The following is a 15,820-nucleotide window of genomic DNA, read 5'->3' on the forward strand; positions in this document are numbered from 1 at the left end:
TGGATGAGAATCAAGACGATTCCTTATTTGGTTGTGTATATATTGTTATTGAATTTTTTACTGCCTTATGCCATTTCTGCGGATGTGTTCTATCACAAACGGCTCCCGTACCCGCTTATCGTCAATAATCCTAGAAACATTGACCCGGTTATCAAATTTATTAAGAACAAAATCGATCATGACAATGCTATCAATTACATTATCATTCTCGGTGATTCTGTATTTTACGGAAGTCCAGGCAATTCCGATCAGAGTATTAGTGCCTACTTGGAACAAATGCCTGAGCAGCCGCTGATATTCAATCTATCGTTCCCAGGCTCACAACTTGGCGATCTATACACGATGCTGCTAATGCTGGATAAGCACGGGATATCAACCGACCATGTGATCCTGAATATACGATATGCGAGTTTTGTCCTCCGAGATCCTTATCAATCCACACTGGCATGGTGGGCCGAGGATTTACGCAAACTAGAGCCTACATCGTTCCTGGCAGTAAAATCACAACTGAAGCAAACAGATTGGCATTCGATATATAAAAAGCCTTATGAATGGTTGCAGGATGTGCTGAATCGGTACGTTTATTCGCATGTCAATTTAATGTCGTATAAGGATTATTATCAAAAATATATAGGTAACAAGTGGGATCAGTGGCACAACAGGCCAATGGCGGACGATTCACTTTCACAGCCGGAGCCATGGTACATCAAGGATCCGCAAACCTTGAGCGACATGCTGCATTGGGAACAATTGAAGGTATCTTTCAGCGAACTACCTTTGAACTTGTCGGAGACCAATCCAGACGTCTTCTTTATTCGGAAAATCATCCTTCATCAAAAAGGCAAAAATACTTGGGTTGTGATGACGGGTACAAATCATGAGTTAATGAAAGACTTCGTCAATACTTCCGGATATGTTGAGAACATGAAGAGGCTGGATAATTTTCTGTCAAAGCAACCTGTTCATTACTTGAATCTAGAGGGACAAGTTCCGGATCAATTGTTCACGGACTTCACCCATCTCATGCCTGATGGCTACAGGATGATGGCTCAGTTCATTTGGGACGCTTACTTACAGAGAGGGGCAACCAACTCGTTATGATGTTCAATACGCCGGAATTTGCCTTGTTTTTAGTGATCTCCATGTGTTTATATTATTTAATTCCGAGAAATCGCTTATGGCTGCTCACGGCTGCAAATGTCATCTTTTACGGTGTGGTGGGACCCGGATATTTACTCTTATTCGGGATTATATCGTTAGCGGTTTACTGTTGCGGTTTGAGCATAGTCCATTCAGGCCCGGCTCGACAGCGGATTCTGTTATTTATGGGTATTTTTTTGACGTCGAGCAATCTCATATTTTTCAAATATACGGATTTTGCCCTGCGAAGCTTAGAGAAGTTATTGTCCATCCATCTGGTCGCCCATCAGGCAACGTGGTTGCATATGGCACTTCCTCTCGGAATTTCATTTTATACGTTTGAGTTGATTTCTTATCTAGTGGATGTATACAAGGGTCGAATTCCTGCTGAGCGTTCACTGCTGAGATTCTGGATGTTCATTATGTTCTTCGCTCATATGATCGCAGGGCCAATTATGAGAGGTAAGGAATTCCTGCCACAGATCCAGAAGTTGGATGACATCCGCTTTACCCCTGCTCAACTACGTCTGGGTGCATTCTTTATTGTGCTTGGACTGGTGAAAAAAATGGGAATAGCTGATCAATTGGCCCCTTATTGCGATAGCTTCTTCTCACAAGCCAGCTCAATCAGCGGTGCTGAAGGTTGGACTGCGTCGGTATTGTATGCTTTCCAGATTTATTGCGATTTCTCCGGTTACAGTGATATGGCTGTAGGCGTCGGGTATTTGTTCGGATTAGAGCTGGCACGAAACTTCGATACGCCCTATTTGAGTACTAACGCAACGGAGTTCTGGCGTCGGTGGCATATCACATTGTCATCGTGGATACGTGACTACATATATATTTCAATTGGAGGATCTCGTCGCGGTGAGATAAGGCAGTATGCCAACCTATTTGCAGCTATGACGATTTCGGGATTGTGGCACGGGAGTAAATGGACCTTCGTCGCGTGGGGGATGTATCAAGGGGCGCTACTAATAGGTCATAAACTATACTTGATCCTACTAAAGAAACTACATTTCGTTAATATTCAAAAATCCATATGGTATCGAATTATGGCTCTTATCGTCTTTTTCATGTTAACTTGTCTCGGTTGGGTGATATTTCGAACAGAGGGGTTACATACCGCTTTGGATTTAATTGGCCGTATGCTAAGTCCGAGGGCTTTGATCATGCCGAAGTGGGTGTGGCATTTCTGGTGGATCACGGGTGGACTCTGTGCCTTGCATGTGTTGGAGTGGTACTTACTAAAGCATCTTGATCGTGTATCCATAGCATGGCACCGTTGGATTCCTTCGCCCATAAGGGCAGCAGTGTACAGTGTAATAGTGCTAGTATTGCTTTATACGTTAAAGCAGGAGCAGAGTTCCTTTATATATTTTCAATTCTAACTGTTTTACTAAAGACTCGCAGCCATTAGCTGTGGGTCTCTTACAATGGACACTCTTGATCGCTTGAGTCGAGAACATCTCCCAGCCAATTGACAAATAAACAATATTTCGTTAGCATCATTTTGAAACGGACAATTGTCCGTTAAATTTGGGATTAGACAAGAGAGAGTCAGCAGAGGATGCTGAATCGGATGGAGGGAATACATGTCTTCAGATAAAAACATTGCAGCAGCAGAAGCCCCGTTTTCAATGCGAAGCATATTAGGGCCGTTGGTGGCAATTGTGGTTGGGATTTTCATGGTGATTTTGGACGGAACGGCGGTAAACGTTGCTCTTCCCAAGCTGCAGGAAGAATTTAATCTATTGAACTTGTCCTTAGTACAATGGACCGTGATCGGATATGCGTTGGCACAAGCAGCGGTCATTCCTTTAGCGGGCTGGTTATCCGACAGATTTGGCGCCAAGAAAATATTCTTGATCTCGGTAGGTCTATTCACTATTGGTTCTGGTCTATGTGCGCTGGCTAATTCGGTTGAAATGCTGATTACTTTCCGTATCATCCAAGGCTTGGGTGGCGGTGTTGTTGTACCGATTGCTATGGCGTTCATCTATCGTCTGTCGCCGCCGGGAAAAGTAGGGGCAGTCATGGGCATGATGGGAATTCCGATCTTGCTGGGTCCGGCGCTTGGACCCGTCGTTGCAGGCTGGTTAGTTGAATATCACAGCTGGCAGTGGATATTCCTGATTAACCTACCTATCGGTGTAATCGGTATTATCCTTGGAATCCGTACATTACCGAATATACAGCGGCAGTCGGTTGCATCCTTGGATTTACTTGGCATGCTGTTAGGGCCAATTGCCTTTGCCGCGCTAGTGTACGGCGTTTCTAATGGTGGTATTGACCCGATCACCGGGAAATCCACATGGATGGATGCTGATACACTGATCGGCTCAGGAATCGGTATTGTGGCGCTTATTTTATTCGTTATTGTGGAATTAAGACGTGAGAATCCGCTGCTCGAGCTTCGCGTTTTCCGCTCAGGTAATTTTACAAAAGGAATCATCGTACAATGGATTTCACAGATTGCGATGTTCGGAACCATGTTCCTTGTCCCCCTATATTTACAACAGGCCCATGGCTATAGTCCATTGAAAACAGGGCTCATCATGCTTCCGCAAGCTCTGGCATCCGGTTTATTTATGCCAATTGGCGGTAAACTGTCAGATCGTTTCGGAGCGCGTCCGCTCGTCTTGGCGGGGATGGCACTTACAACGGTTTCAGCCTTGTTACTGTCCAATATTTCTGGCGATTCAGGTGTAGGTACAGTGATCCTGCCGCTTGCACTGCTGGGCGCGGGAATGGGACTGTTTATGATGCCTCTCAATAATCATTTGATCCAATCCGCTCCACAGAATTTGGTTGGACGTGTAACGTCGCTCACGAACGCCGCACAGCAAGTTATGATGTCCTTCGCTATCGCCATTTTGATGACGATCTTTACAACGAGGATGAAAAATTTAATGGTTGAATCAGGTAAGCAGAAGCCGGATTTAGACTTGTATGCTTCTTCCTTTGGGTACACTTTCTTAATTCTGCTGGGTATCGCGGTTGTCGGCGGTTTGCTTGGCCTTATGCTGCAAAAGCCCAAGAGAGCAGAAGGCGAGTCCACGGACGGTGCAGAAATTCCAATGATTGTTAGTCATTAATTTTATAGAAAACGAAAAGCCCGGTCCAAGTGGAACCGGGCTTTTTTCGCATTACATAGGATGATCATTGATCTTGTGATCTGCTGCTGGAGGATTGATTTTCTTTAAATGCCTCTGCCGCTTCCTCTGCGGAAAATTCCGTATCATCTTTACCTGGGACAGGCATTTTGTTTAATTCCGTAGACTGTACTTCTGCCTTAGTTGCTTGATTATCTTGATTGGGCATGTGACACCTCCTTTATTAAAATAACAACAAGGAATAGTTTTCCACCGTATGAAATTTTTATACAAAAATGATGCATTTTCCCGAAGGGATGAGTCCAATCCAAATCTCTCAATCAATGCATCTACTATCGTATCAACTAGAAAGGTGATGATAGATTTGAAGAAAAGCACACTCCAACTCATTCGCAAAGCCGAAATCAAGCTGGGAAAAAAATTCACCAAGCGTACCGGCGCTTTGAACATCAAGAAAGCTATTCGGGTAACGCAACTGGGTAACGGCTTCGCCCGGTTTCAATTCGCGCCGGTCACCGTCGCTCCCTTCAGTTTCCGGAGTACGGCAGTCAACGGAAACGCCTACAACTAGCGGCTCTTGGATTTTTTCCGGCAATCAGCAAGGTTATTTGCTCGATAACTACTCTTCCACTGAAGACAGATGGTTCTTCACCGCCTGGAACCCGACTGCGGTTTCCAGAACAGTCACTTACGCCGTTATTGCCAAATTGAAAGAGTAGTGAAGAAAGCCTGTTCGGTTTATCCGGACAGGCTTTTGGTAAGAACTCCGAGAGAAATTTGACAGAAAATTCAGATATTATCCTGAAAGCCCCAAGGAAGTTGTGAAGCAGATCCGACACCTGAACATCTAAACTAAGAATATCGTCCGATTTTTAGATGGAAATAAACTTAGACTGAAAAATAAAGTACTAGACGGTATAATGAAGTTGTAGACTGTCAGCGGCGTTAAACTTTACATAGTTTTGAGTTTACAAGACCAATAAAAGTATGCATCATTTGTGTTTCTAGTTTTGTAATCAATAGGAGTCAGTTAAAGGAGAGATGGACGATGACAAGAACAATTTCTAAAGGCCGATTATGGACGGCAAGAGTGTTGAGCGGAATAGCCATTTTGTTTATGCTGCTTGACAGTATCATGAAATTATTTAAACCTGCGTTTGTTGTTGATTCTACCGTATCACTTGGCTACCAGGAACATCATATTTTGTTGATAGGCATACTCGGACTTCTTTCTACTATTCTATATGCATTACCTCGTACAACGATCTTAGGTGCAGTGGTGTTGACCGGTTATTTTGGCGGCGTGATTGCGACACAGGTTCGTCTAGATGCCCCGCTTTTTTCTACGATCCTGTTTCCCGTTTATCTTGCAGTGTTAGTTTGGGGAGGCCTTTGGTTGAGGAATGAGCAAGTCCGCAAAATCTTTTCTTTGCAAAAATAGATAAGAGGCTGGTTTATCCGGATCTCGCCCTTTTTACGTTTCAGCACGGAATATGGTCCCATCATCACGGAAGTAATATGCGATATCATCCGTTCTCGTGCTCAATCTTACGGATTTATTCGTAAACTTTTCGATGATTCCGCGATCTACTTCGCAGTAAACACCGTCAGCATCCGTCTGCCACACAGAAACCGGAGTTTGTGATAATGCTGCGGCAAATAGATCTGCATCAGATTCCAGCATTTTAGTCATTAGCGTCGACCTCACCTTCGGATAGGTCAATTGCGACCAGCTTTATACAAAATAATACTTGAGTATATGTAATAGCTTATAATGGAATAACAGCGGTTATGTTAAAATAACAACAAATACTAGGTTCATGAAAGTTTTGTTTGGAGTTGACATTAATGTACTTGCGAAGCCTTGAGATTCTAAGGAATGATCATACGGATCCGAAAACCTATCCATTTTCTATACCAGCTGTAAAATCTTTAAAGTCACTTTCTTTTCGGACGAATGTCACCTTTCTTGTTGGGGAGAATGGTTCGGGTAAATCAACGCTCCTTGAAGCAATTGCTTATCAAAGCGGGTTTAATACGGCTGGCGGAGGGAAGAACAATTACTATGATGTGGATGCTTCGCATTCCATTCTGGGGGATCATATTCGTCTTTCCTGGATGCCTAAAATCACGAATGGCTTTTTCCTAAGAGCAGAGACTTTTTATCACTTTGCCTCCCATTTGGATACCTTGCCCGAAAGCCTGCAGTATTATGGTGGTCGTTCTTTACATGAGCAATCGCATGGTGAAGCGTTTCTTTCTCTTTTTAAACATCGTTTTGGGAAAAAGGCGATTTACCTTCTCGACGAACCTGAGGCTGCGTTATCCCCTGCAAGGCAATTGGCATTGATGCGGGTCATCAAGGATTTAGAGAAAGAAGCTCAGTTCATCATTGCAACGCATTCTCCGATACTTCTCGGATTTCCAGATGCACAGATTATTAACTTTGATGTTCATCCCATAGAGGAAATTAGATATGAAGACACGCTGCATTACATCATCACAAGACGGTTTCTTGAAAACAGAAAGACGTTCCTGCAGGAGCTATTTTCCGATTCCGATGATGACAATTAACGAAAAACTTTAGTTTAACAGGAGCTGCTATGAAGCGGCTTCTTTTTTTTATTTCTCGTTTAATACTAAACAACGAAGTGGGAAGGAATAATAACCATAACAAAATGTGGAGGGACAAAGTGAAACAAATTATTGTGGCTTTATTCATAGTGGGTAGTGCCCTGATTAGTCCTGAAACCGGAAAAGCTAATATATCGATGCCTTGTAGCTCAGTTCTAGAACCCGTAAATACGGACTATGTAAATTCAAAAGGAGTAGCTTTGGTCTATAAAGTAGTCTTAACGAGTAGTATTATTTCCTGTAAATAAGATAATTTATTGCACGGAGAAAAGCTCTGCCGCGTAGCGTACCTTCACTCCAATAACGGGCATATTAAATATTTGGGAATTTAAATTGAGTTAATGGATAAAAATAATCATTAAAACAAGGGAGTATAGCCAATGAATTCAAACCATGTACCATTGACATCATCGGAAATAGGAAACCTGTGGATGACATATCATGAAAAAACAATGTTATTAAGGTTTTTAGAGTATTTCCTTGAGCATGTAGAAAATGAAGAAATTCAGCAAATCTTAAAGTCGACTTACGATTCATCGGTACAAATTGTAGAATCCATTAAAAATATTTTCCAACAAGAAGGAGCCGTTATTCCACTTGGCTTTACGGCGAACGACGTTAATAAAGGAGTTCCTAAGTTATTTGATTATCTGTATGAACCCATGTTTTTACATATGATAAGTAAGATTGAAGCTAGTCTTTTTGCGTTGTACTCAACGATGTCCTACCGTAAAGATATAAGACAACTATTTAAGCAATTAACAGCAAACGCACAAGACATGTTTGACCAATGTACACAATTTCTTTTAGATAAGGGGGTTCTTGTCCGCCCGCCTTTTATGACAATGCCCAAAGAAGTTACCTTTGTTCAGGATAAAAATTATTTATCAGGGTTTAATTTGTTAAGGGAAACAAGAGCATTAAATGCCATTGAAATTTCCCTTATACATCATGCCATTGAGACCAACCTTACAGGTATGCAATTAATGATTGGATTCGCCCAAGTCGCTAATGATAAGAAAGTAAAAGAATATTTTATTGAAGGAATGAAATTGTCCAAGGACGTTGAGACAACACTAGGTGAATTTTTACGCGAGGATTACATAGAACCGCCAGCTACTCATGCAGGTAAAGCGACGAATTCCACTGTTTCTCCATTTTCGGATAAGTTAATGATGTATATCACTAACTTGTTAGGATCATTTGGTATTGGGAGCCATGCACTTGGTGGAGCTTTTAGTTTGCGAAGTGATTTGCTGGTGACGATGGCACGACTTGCTCAGAAAATTTTACCCTTTGTCAAAGACGGTGGAGAAATAATGATCAAACATGGTTGGATGGAGGAACCACCACAAGTAGAAGATAGAAGACAACTAACTAAATCGTAATGGAATATGTTGTGCGTTTTTTAATAACACATTTAGGCTGCCGCAATTTAATTGGGCAGCTTTTTAATTTTTTTATGACCAAATATGGTGAAATAAGGGCGATACCCATAGATTAAATGGTGGGATTAATTGTGAATTCGGCAATTTAAGGAGGCATAGTGTCTGGATAGAGATGTCGATGTAGTAGAAAAAAGAGGAAAGGGAAACGCAAATCAATACTAATGGAACTTAAAGCATGGGCATTAGGTTCATTAATCGGTTATGTTTCTCATATAATATTCAATAATATCTTTCCGGCGAATAATTCCTATGAAAATATTTTCGTCATCTACAACCGGAACAAAATTTTGATCAGCTGCCAGAGCCAGCATATCCTCCATGTGTGCATTAATTGAAACGGACTCATTATGAATATGCTTCTCGATTTCGCTCACGGGCACTTGATGGATATTATCAAAATGAATCCCAGGTGTATTCTTTAACGTCCATAACAGGTCACCTTCCGACAATGTACCTGCATATTTCCCGTCACTATCAACAAGGGGAAGTGCTGTGTAATAGTGATTTTCTAATTGTTCTAACGCTTCCTGCATGGAAGCTGATGATGTGATAAAGGCAACTTTGTCTTTGGGTAATAGAAAAGAGGCTATTTTCATAGTCATAAACTCCTTTTCTCTGAAATTTCAATTAATGATACTTTCATTAAAACATAAATGTCTTATAAAGGCATTGAAAGATGTTTCCATTAAAGCGAGAGACACCAGGAGGTATCATACGGGATCGCATGCCGGTAGCTTAATAAAAGATTTCATCCAAAACTTGCGTTAGCCTAACCAGATCATCCCTAATATCCCGACAAGACCTACCGATCATACTCAACTCTCTCCAGCCTTCCTCAATCTGGGCAATCATCAGGTCAATATCTCCATTAGTGATTTTTCTTTCCTCCATATTGGTCAGCATTAGAAGCTCCTTTAATCATGATAATTGTTTCAATTTATAGGTTTCGTTATGTTCTTCACGAATGAGGGTGTAGAAGATAGTCGAATAATGAATGCAGCTGTTCGAGAGGGATATTTTAATTAAAATCATTTCCTAGCTTCCATTTTATAACTATTTATTACTACGGAATGCCTGGGACTTACTAACTGTAATAAGCTCAAGGAGCTTGGAGTTAAGCGGTTAAGTATTTGAGGTGCGTTATATCGGAATGTTATTTAAAATTAAACAACTTGAAGTAAGGTCAGGCTTCGAACTGAAACAGTTTAGTGAAAAATGTCATCGAATCGGGACGACAACTGCTTTTTAATCGAGCGTGCAATTCTTGTTTGGCAATCTTCAAATCAATGTCGAATTCGTGCAATCCAACGTTCTCCATCCAATGATTCGCTGTTTCGAATGAAGTGCTTTGCCATGCGCTTTTCTCATCTAGTAAAATTCTGCTTTCTTTGACACCGGAAATGACGATATCCAACGTGCCTTGTAAATCCAATAAACCTTGACCAAAGGTTTTTTTCATTTCTTTGGCATTCATGCCCGTTTTAACTCTTAACGACCTTGTTTCAATTCCTTCTTCTTCTTTGATTTGCCGGAAGAGCTCTAAGGAAGCGTTGGAAACAAGGCCGTTCTTATAACGATCTTCAATGGGTTGAGGGCTTCCTAATATGGCTTTGACCCATGGAAACAGTTCGCGTGAAATAAAAACTGATTTTTTTTTAAGGAATTTGCCATAGGCAGCCGTACCGTCGCTCGGAAACCGCGCTCGCCACACCCAAGGATCTAAATCTGTGCCAGTTAACCACGGCTCACCGTGAGTGACCTGATAGAGTGACGGGTGATCTGGGATTAAGGGAGCTAAAGGTAGAATACCGACTTCATGAATAAGTTGAACGGCCTCTTCATACGTATGTATTTTTTGTTCTTTCATAGCAGTTCACCTCAACCAGTCGATTTAATTTGAAAATAAAGGCTAATCAAACACGATAAAACATCCTCTTAAAACATTCAGTTTTCTGATTTTATCATACCAAATCATGTCTGTAATACTATCATAATACTTTTTAATCAGCCATCACCTGATGCAATCATAAATTTAACCCTTAAAGGCCTCTTGATTGAGTCCTTTATTTGTATGTATTGGAGCATGGGCTGGAGCCGCTGCTCTCTTTTTGATCAGCGATGTAAACAAAACTTGACATAATGTATGGTAAATAATATAATGTGTATATAATACTTTACTTATTTAAAAATATTAACAGAAAAGGAGAGGTAAATATGTCCTTTCAAGAAAAGAGAAACATCGTATCATTATTTACCACCTTACTCATTTTTTCTATCTATAGTATGTACGTGTTTCAAAAGTACCAAGAAGGGAGCTTTCATACTTCGAATGAATACAGCTTCTGGGGAGCCTTCATCTTAATCTTAATCCCAGTGTCGATTTTAGCAAAAGTCATCATTCATATCGCATTCAGTATGATCAATACCATAGCAACAAAGGAGAAAGAACCATTAATTACGGATGAGCTGGACAAATTAATTGAATTGAAATCCACGAGAAATTCTCATTATGTATTTATCATTGGGTTTCTTCTATCCATGATACCGCTGGTCATGGATCAACCACCCTATGTCATGTTCATCATACTTATTAGTTCAGGTTTATTGTCAGAGGTGGTTGGAATCATCACTCAGCTGTATCTCTATCGGAGAGGAGTTTAAGATGGGCAAAGGGCAAATTAGCAACAACATTCGGACCTTACGTTTTAACCATGATGAAATGACCCAACAACAATTAGCAGATAAAGCGGGGGTGACACGACAGACTATCGTTGCAATCGAGAAAGGTAATTACTCCCCATCTCTGGAATTGGCTTTTCGTATTGCTCACGTCTTCGGCTTAAAGTTGGAAGAAGTGTTCTCTTTTGAGGAAAATTAGGAGGGGTTAGAAATGACAAATCGTAACACCGAAGCTTCACCGCTTTTTTATTCTAGAGTCGCAGGGTTAGGGCTTTTACTTATGGCCATACTTGCTATGTTTTCTAATTTTTCTGTTATTGAGCGTCTTATTATCCCGGATGATGCAGCAACAACTGCTAATAACATCATAGCCAATGAAATGTTATTTCGGAGTGGATTTATTAGCTTCGTCATTGTACTTATTCTTGATGTGCTGGTAGCTTGGGTACTGTATGTTCTACTCAAACCCGTTAATAAGAATCTTGCCATGCTCGCAGCGTGCTTTAGGTTGGTATACACGGCCATTTTTGGAATCGCCTTGTCTAATTTTTTGAATGTTTTACCGCTTCTAAGTGGTGCTGAATACTTGACGGTATTCACAACAGATCAGCTACAAGCTCAGGTGATGTTACTGATCAATGCATTTAACAATGGATGGCTGATTGGATTAGTATTTTTTGGATGTCATTTGTTGGTCGTTGGTTATGTAATAGTCAAGTCAGGAGGCTACCTACCAAGAATAATTGGGCTCTTCTTGATCATTGCATCTGCGGGATATGTCATAGATAGTATTGCACATTTTCTTCTACCCAACTATACCGACTACAAAACGATATTCCTACTGATTGTAGCCGTACCTGGTGTGATTGGAGAGCTATCATTAGCTTTCTGGCTTCTGATTAAAGGTGTAAAGGTTCAACAGAAGCAATAGCTATCCATTGCTAAATCGATATTCACAAAACTAACCTCCCACGATGGGAGTTTTTTTATTTTCGAACCATATATAATTAATGGTAACACAGAGGCTCCGTGAGGGGCCTTTTCTGTTTGCCAATAGAGCAAATTGATCGAAAAGTTCATTTATGAATTCAATTGTAGAAAACTCATTGCTGTCTCATAGCCTCTGAAATAATTGTGAAATCCATTAAATCAATTTCAAAGTGTCCCATGCGAAAGCGATATCCCCAATTTCGGTTTCCTTTGGTGAAACTCATTCTGTCCATGAGGGAATGGGCGGGAGCCTCCGTACACTCATAATAATCGATGTTGCGTCGATATGGAATGAAGGATTCACTCATAGGATATTCGTACACTTCGTCATCTCTCACTTGTCCAATTGCTGTAAATGCTTGTAAAGGTTCACCGCCGTTTAAATCCGTTTTTGGGGAGTAATAGATTAGCCAATCTCCCTGTTTCATTCGCTTTAAGGGGGCAGCTTTTCCGTGACATAATTGAGCAAAGCCGCCTTCTACTCCTCTCATGACGTGCGATTTAGAGACGACTCCGATCCAATAACGCAGATTATTATTTTCCATATCAATCACACAGCCTCGAGTTCAATTTTTCTGGCCAACCGCAAAGTGATTCAACCGTATGAGGGATACGTTGTGAAATTTCTCCTCCGATTTGTGGCCCTAAAGTTTCAGCATTTGGACCGGTAATAATCATCGTGTGATTTACCCTCGTACCGTTTTCTACAGGGTCCATATCATGGGAGAAACTAATACTGATGCCAGCGCATCCCGCCCTTTCGGCTGTAAAGTTCCTTTTGTTCCTTAGTTTAACATGAACAAATTCATCCCATTCTTTCCAAGTGTCAATGTTGCTGTAAAGACCCCAAATGGTTTCCGCCTTCGCATCGGTTATAACGCTGTGTTCAAATTTCCACATTTTGATTGCTCCTCTTTTTATGGTTAGTCAGCTGCAAATTCTCGGCCAACGGTACCCATTTTGATTGTCATGAGAAATATCTCTTTTTTTGATGTAGGATTCTCCTACTTGAAGTGAGAATATGTTCATTATAACAACCTGCTCTTGACAACGTATTGTCAGGAGCAAGACGGAGGCTTTTTTCATGAAACGTTCTGATCGTATGCTTGCAATTCTTCTGGAACTACAGAGAAAAGGGGTAGTGCGTGCCGAAGATTTGGCAATGCGCTTCGAAATGAGCGTCCGTACGGTGTACCGTGATATGGAGGCCCTCTCGATATCAGGCATACCACTCCGCTCAACACCAGGTATTGGGTATGAGCTCATGGAAGGGTTCTTTCTACCGCCGATTCAATTTACGGCTCTAGAGGCGTCCATGCTGTTACTCGGGAGCGACTATGTAGCTAATACGTTTGATAGCACATATTGTGAAGTAGCGCATGCAGCACAAGAGAAAATAGAGGCAATCATGCCCGAACAGCAGCGGAAACAGGTTCAACAGCTTCGTGACAGTATTCATCTCCTGAACTTGGATGAAGCTTTTCATGCCCCGAACGTAACAGAATCCGCCCAAGAAATATTAGGGCTTGTACGCAGAGCCGTTTTGGAACAACGTGTGCTCTCCTTTACGTATAGAAGCCGTCGATCTTCCCCTTATGCATCCGAAGAACCCTCATCCTCACGAAACGTTCATCCCTACGGACTCGTTCATCTCAGAGGAATTTGGTACTTCGTGGGTCATTGCACCATGCGCAAAGAACTGCGTCAATTTCGTTTGGAGCGTATGGAGTCCGTTACTCTGTTGTCAGACACCTTTGAGCGTCCCTCCGAATTTCGGATGCATGAGTATGAGCCGGAACAAAACTTTCAACAAGAAGTGACCGTATCGTTCGCGAAAGAGGCACTTCCTTGGGTTCGAGAAAATCCCTCTTTCTATTTAATAAATTTGGAAGAACGAGAGGACGATGTCCTAGCGACGCTGCATTGTCGAAATGAACAAGATATTTTGCAATGGGTACTCAGTTGGGGGCGGTACGCACGCGTGTTACAGCCACAATCGTTGCGCGAGAGCATCAAAGTTCACGCAGCGTTTCTCGTCGATGCTTATCGGGAACCGGAACCCTATCCGACAGTCCACTCGTTTGAATTACCAATTGACAAAAGTCGATACCGATTTTATAATTCAAACTAAATCATATCAATTAAATACGGTTAGGTTCGAATATAAAGAGAAACCCTTTCCCGTGATCATATCCTTCGACTGGAGGGGTATGTTCATTTGGGTCAGGGTTTTTATTTATCTATTTGAAAGGGGAATTTGCATGTATCCGATAATCGATCTTGTAGAGCACCAGACCATTGCCACAGTACAAAAAGAAGAAGAACTAGAGCTTGCTTTGAAGAGTCAGGCCAATATTATTTTTCTGCTAGTGGGCTCCATCTTCAATGTTAAGGATTTGGTGGATCAGGTAAAAGGCGCAGGTAAGCAAGTTTTTCTTCATGTAGAATTTATTGAGGGAATAGTGGCTGATCGGACCGGAATATCTTATTTAGCGAAAAATGTAAAGCCAACGGGAATCATTTCAACAAAAGGTAACCTCATTCGGATAGCGAAAGACATGAATTTGATGGCCATTCAACGTATTTTCCTTATTGATCACAGCGCCGTGCTAAGAGGGATCAAAGCGGCGGAGCAAAGCCAGCCGGATGCAATTGAGGTCATGCCTGGCATTATGCCCCACATTATCGAGGGGCTAACTACGATGACTCCCTACCCGATTATTGCCGGAGGACTGGTTGACAATCAGCGAGAAATAGATGAGGCCTTACACGCTGGGGCGTTGGCAGTGTCTACAGGGAAGTCTGAGTTATGGCAATAGCGTAGTTGATAGCAGGATAACAACGGATTCAAAGTGGTAGGAGACTAGGAGAAACCTCTTTGGAAAAGGGTGCAGCGGGAGTATGCCCGTATGCCCTTTTTCAAGGAGGTTTTTTTATCGGCATTTATCGGACAGTAAGTTATTAGGATTGCAGGAGGCTTAGAGATGGATAGCATTTGGCATATTAGTTATTGGGAGTTAACACTTCGTATATTTGCTGCTGCCACTATGGGGGGAGTTATTGGTTTCGAAAGGGAATGGAGCAACCATGCGGCCGGTCTGCGAACGCACATTTTGGTGTGTATCGGCTCCGCAGCCATCATGCTTTTATCTATTTATGGATTTAACCAATTTGTAGATGAAACCAATGTGAGAATAGATCCGGCACGTTTGGCAGCACAGGTGATCACCGGCATTGGATTTTTGGGGGCTGGAGCCATCATGCGAAACGGTTCAACGGTTTCAGGGCTAACGACAGCGGCATCCATTTGGGTTGTTGCAGCGATTGGCCTATGTGTAGGTGCAGGTTTTTTTTACTGCGCTATTTTGGCAACGTTTATGGTATTAGTTAGCTTATTCGTCTTAAACAAATGGGAGAAACACGTATTTCGCTTCAGAAAGAATCAGGATGTAGTGATTCGGATCCATGATCGGATGGGGACACTGGATAAAATATCAACTTTATTCGTCGAACAAGGCATTCAGGTGATCAATGTGAAATTGAAACCGGATAACTCCGGGCAAAACGCATATGGTGTAGGGTCGATTATAGAACTGACATTCAGCGTTAAAATGAACAATATCGAAAAGTTGAATCGAGCGATTGAGAATATTTCCAAAACGGGTGATGTGCTCTCACTCGAGTCGCACCATTGGAATTTGCACAAAACCATGGAACCAGAAAAATCTCAGGCTGTATAAATTTAATGATTGCGCTTTCAGAATTGTTGTTGTATAGTGGCTATATCAAATTATATTGTATCTTGGGCAGAGA

The 15,820-nt window shown here is 41.7% G+C and carries 20 protein-coding genes; 13 read left to right on the forward strand and 7 right to left on the reverse strand.

The window, feature by feature from the left end:
* Nucleotides 1-3: 3 nt before the first annotated feature.
* From QFZ81_RS02740 to QFZ81_RS02750, 3 genes are all read left to right on the forward strand, one after another.
* Complete coding sequence (locus QFZ81_RS02740) at nt 4-1,101, forward strand: SGNH/GDSL hydrolase family protein (RefSeq protein ID WP_307448457.1); 1,098 nt, start codon at nt 4-6, stop codon at nt 1,099-1,101.
* On the forward strand, nt 1,098-2,531 hold the full coding sequence (locus QFZ81_RS02745; RefSeq protein WP_307448453.1) for an MBOAT family O-acyltransferase: 1,434 nt from the start codon (nt 1,098-1,100) through the stop codon (nt 2,529-2,531). The genes QFZ81_RS02740 and QFZ81_RS02745 overlap by 4 nt, the downstream gene beginning before the upstream one ends.
* A gap of 204 nt (nt 2,532-2,735) precedes the next feature.
* Entirely contained in the window at nt 2,736-4,238 is a 1,503-nt protein-coding gene (locus QFZ81_RS02750) for an MDR family MFS transporter (protein ID WP_307601346.1), read from the forward strand.
* 64 nt (nt 4,239-4,302) lie between these two features.
* On the opposite strand, the gene QFZ81_RS02755 is transcribed toward QFZ81_RS02750, so the two are convergent.
* The gene (locus tag QFZ81_RS02755) at nt 4,303-4,464 is read right to left on the reverse strand and encodes a hypothetical protein (RefSeq protein WP_307448443.1); all 162 of its coding nucleotides are present in this window, start codon (nt 4,462-4,464) and stop codon (nt 4,303-4,305) included.
* Between the two features lie 156 nt (nt 4,465-4,620).
* On the opposite strand from QFZ81_RS02755, the gene QFZ81_RS02760 reads away from it, so the two are divergent.
* Both QFZ81_RS02760 and QFZ81_RS02765 read left to right on the forward strand, forming a co-directional pair.
* On the forward strand, nt 4,621-4,827 hold the full coding sequence (locus QFZ81_RS02760; RefSeq protein ID WP_307448440.1) for a hypothetical protein: 207 nt from the start codon (nt 4,621-4,623) through the stop codon (nt 4,825-4,827).
* Between the two features lie 477 nt (nt 4,828-5,304).
* The gene (locus QFZ81_RS02765) at nt 5,305-5,697 is read left to right on the forward strand and encodes a DoxX family protein (RefSeq protein WP_307448438.1); all 393 of its coding nucleotides are present in this window, start codon (nt 5,305-5,307) and stop codon (nt 5,695-5,697) included.
* Nucleotides 5,698-5,730: 33 nt separating this feature from the next.
* On the opposite strand, the gene QFZ81_RS02770 is transcribed toward QFZ81_RS02765, so the two are convergent.
* The gene (locus QFZ81_RS02770) at nt 5,731-5,949 is read right to left on the reverse strand and encodes a hypothetical protein (RefSeq protein WP_307448435.1); all 219 of its coding nucleotides are present in this window, start codon (nt 5,947-5,949) and stop codon (nt 5,731-5,733) included.
* Nucleotides 5,950-6,104: 155 nt separating this feature from the next.
* On the opposite strand from QFZ81_RS02770, the gene QFZ81_RS02775 reads away from it, so the two are divergent.
* Complete coding sequence (locus tag QFZ81_RS02775) at nt 6,105-6,830, forward strand: AAA family ATPase (RefSeq protein WP_307448433.1); 726 nt, start codon at nt 6,105-6,107, stop codon at nt 6,828-6,830.
* 440 nt (nt 6,831-7,270) lie between these two features.
* Nucleotides 7,271-8,278 carry a DUF3231 family protein gene (locus tag QFZ81_RS02780; RefSeq protein WP_307448430.1) on the forward strand — a complete coding sequence of 336 codons (1,008 nt, stop codon included), beginning with the start codon at nt 7,271-7,273 and terminating at the stop codon, nt 8,276-8,278.
* A gap of 251 nt (nt 8,279-8,529) precedes the next feature.
* Here QFZ81_RS02780 and QFZ81_RS02785 read toward each other — a convergent pair whose 3' ends face one another.
* The 3 genes from QFZ81_RS02785 to QFZ81_RS02795 form a co-directional block, all read right to left on the reverse strand.
* Nucleotides 8,530-8,934, reverse strand: coding sequence for a CBS domain-containing protein (locus QFZ81_RS02785; RefSeq protein ID WP_307448425.1), 405 nt, complete (start codon nt 8,932-8,934; stop codon nt 8,530-8,532).
* A gap of 139 nt (nt 8,935-9,073) precedes the next feature.
* A complete protein-coding gene (locus QFZ81_RS02790; protein WP_307448423.1) occupies nt 9,074-9,241 on the reverse strand; it encodes a hypothetical protein in 168 nt (55 codons plus the stop codon).
* 280 nt (nt 9,242-9,521) lie between these two features.
* Nucleotides 9,522-10,205, reverse strand: coding sequence for an AlkZ-related protein (locus tag QFZ81_RS02795; RefSeq protein ID WP_307448420.1), 684 nt, complete (start codon nt 10,203-10,205; stop codon nt 9,522-9,524).
* Between the two features lie 347 nt (nt 10,206-10,552).
* Here QFZ81_RS02795 and QFZ81_RS02800 point away from each other — a divergent pair, with 347 nt between their 5' ends.
* From QFZ81_RS02800 to QFZ81_RS02810, 3 genes are read left to right on the forward strand one after another with little or no spacing between them, the layout of a single operon-like run.
* A complete protein-coding gene (locus tag QFZ81_RS02800) occupies nt 10,553-10,999 on the forward strand; it encodes a hypothetical protein (RefSeq protein WP_307448418.1) in 447 nt (148 codons plus the stop codon).
* 1 nt (nt 11,000) lies between these two features.
* Nucleotides 11,001-11,216 carry a helix-turn-helix transcriptional regulator gene (locus tag QFZ81_RS02805; protein ID WP_307448415.1) on the forward strand — a complete coding sequence of 72 codons (216 nt, stop codon included), beginning with the start codon at nt 11,001-11,003 and terminating at the stop codon, nt 11,214-11,216.
* A gap of 12 nt (nt 11,217-11,228) precedes the next feature.
* On the forward strand, nt 11,229-11,948 hold the full coding sequence (locus QFZ81_RS02810; protein ID WP_307448412.1) for a DUF4386 domain-containing protein: 720 nt from the start codon (nt 11,229-11,231) through the stop codon (nt 11,946-11,948).
* A 172-nt stretch (nt 11,949-12,120) separates the two neighbouring features.
* On the opposite strand, the gene QFZ81_RS02815 is transcribed toward QFZ81_RS02810, so the two are convergent.
* Nucleotides 12,121-12,552: an EVE domain-containing protein gene (locus QFZ81_RS02815; protein ID WP_307448409.1), complete on the reverse strand. Its 432-nt coding sequence runs from the start codon at nt 12,550-12,552 to the stop codon at nt 12,121-12,123.
* Between the two features lies 1 nt (nt 12,553).
* A complete protein-coding gene (locus QFZ81_RS02820; RefSeq protein ID WP_307448406.1) occupies nt 12,554-12,907 on the reverse strand; it encodes an SRPBCC family protein in 354 nt (117 codons plus the stop codon).
* Nucleotides 12,908-13,091: 184 nt separating this feature from the next.
* On the opposite strand from QFZ81_RS02820, the gene QFZ81_RS02825 reads away from it, so the two are divergent.
* The 3 genes from QFZ81_RS02825 to QFZ81_RS02835 all read left to right on the forward strand — a co-directional run bounded on the left by QFZ81_RS02825 (nt 13,092) and on the right by QFZ81_RS02835 (nt 15,747).
* The gene (locus QFZ81_RS02825; protein ID WP_307448402.1) at nt 13,092-14,138 is read left to right on the forward strand and encodes a helix-turn-helix transcriptional regulator; all 1,047 of its coding nucleotides are present in this window, start codon (nt 13,092-13,094) and stop codon (nt 14,136-14,138) included.
* Nucleotides 14,139-14,268: 130 nt separating this feature from the next.
* Nucleotides 14,269-14,826, forward strand: a complete 558-nt coding sequence (locus QFZ81_RS02830; RefSeq protein ID WP_307448400.1) for a glycerol-3-phosphate responsive antiterminator — start codon at nt 14,269-14,271, stop codon at nt 14,824-14,826.
* Between the two features lie 165 nt (nt 14,827-14,991).
* The gene (locus tag QFZ81_RS02835) at nt 14,992-15,747 is read left to right on the forward strand and encodes an MgtC/SapB family protein (protein WP_307448397.1); all 756 of its coding nucleotides are present in this window, start codon (nt 14,992-14,994) and stop codon (nt 15,745-15,747) included.
* Nucleotides 15,748-15,820 lie beyond the last annotated feature (73 nt).

The organism is Paenibacillus sp. V4I9 (genome assembly GCF_030817295.1).
GTDB lineage: Bacteria > Bacillota > Bacilli > Paenibacillales > NBRC-103111 > Paenibacillus_E.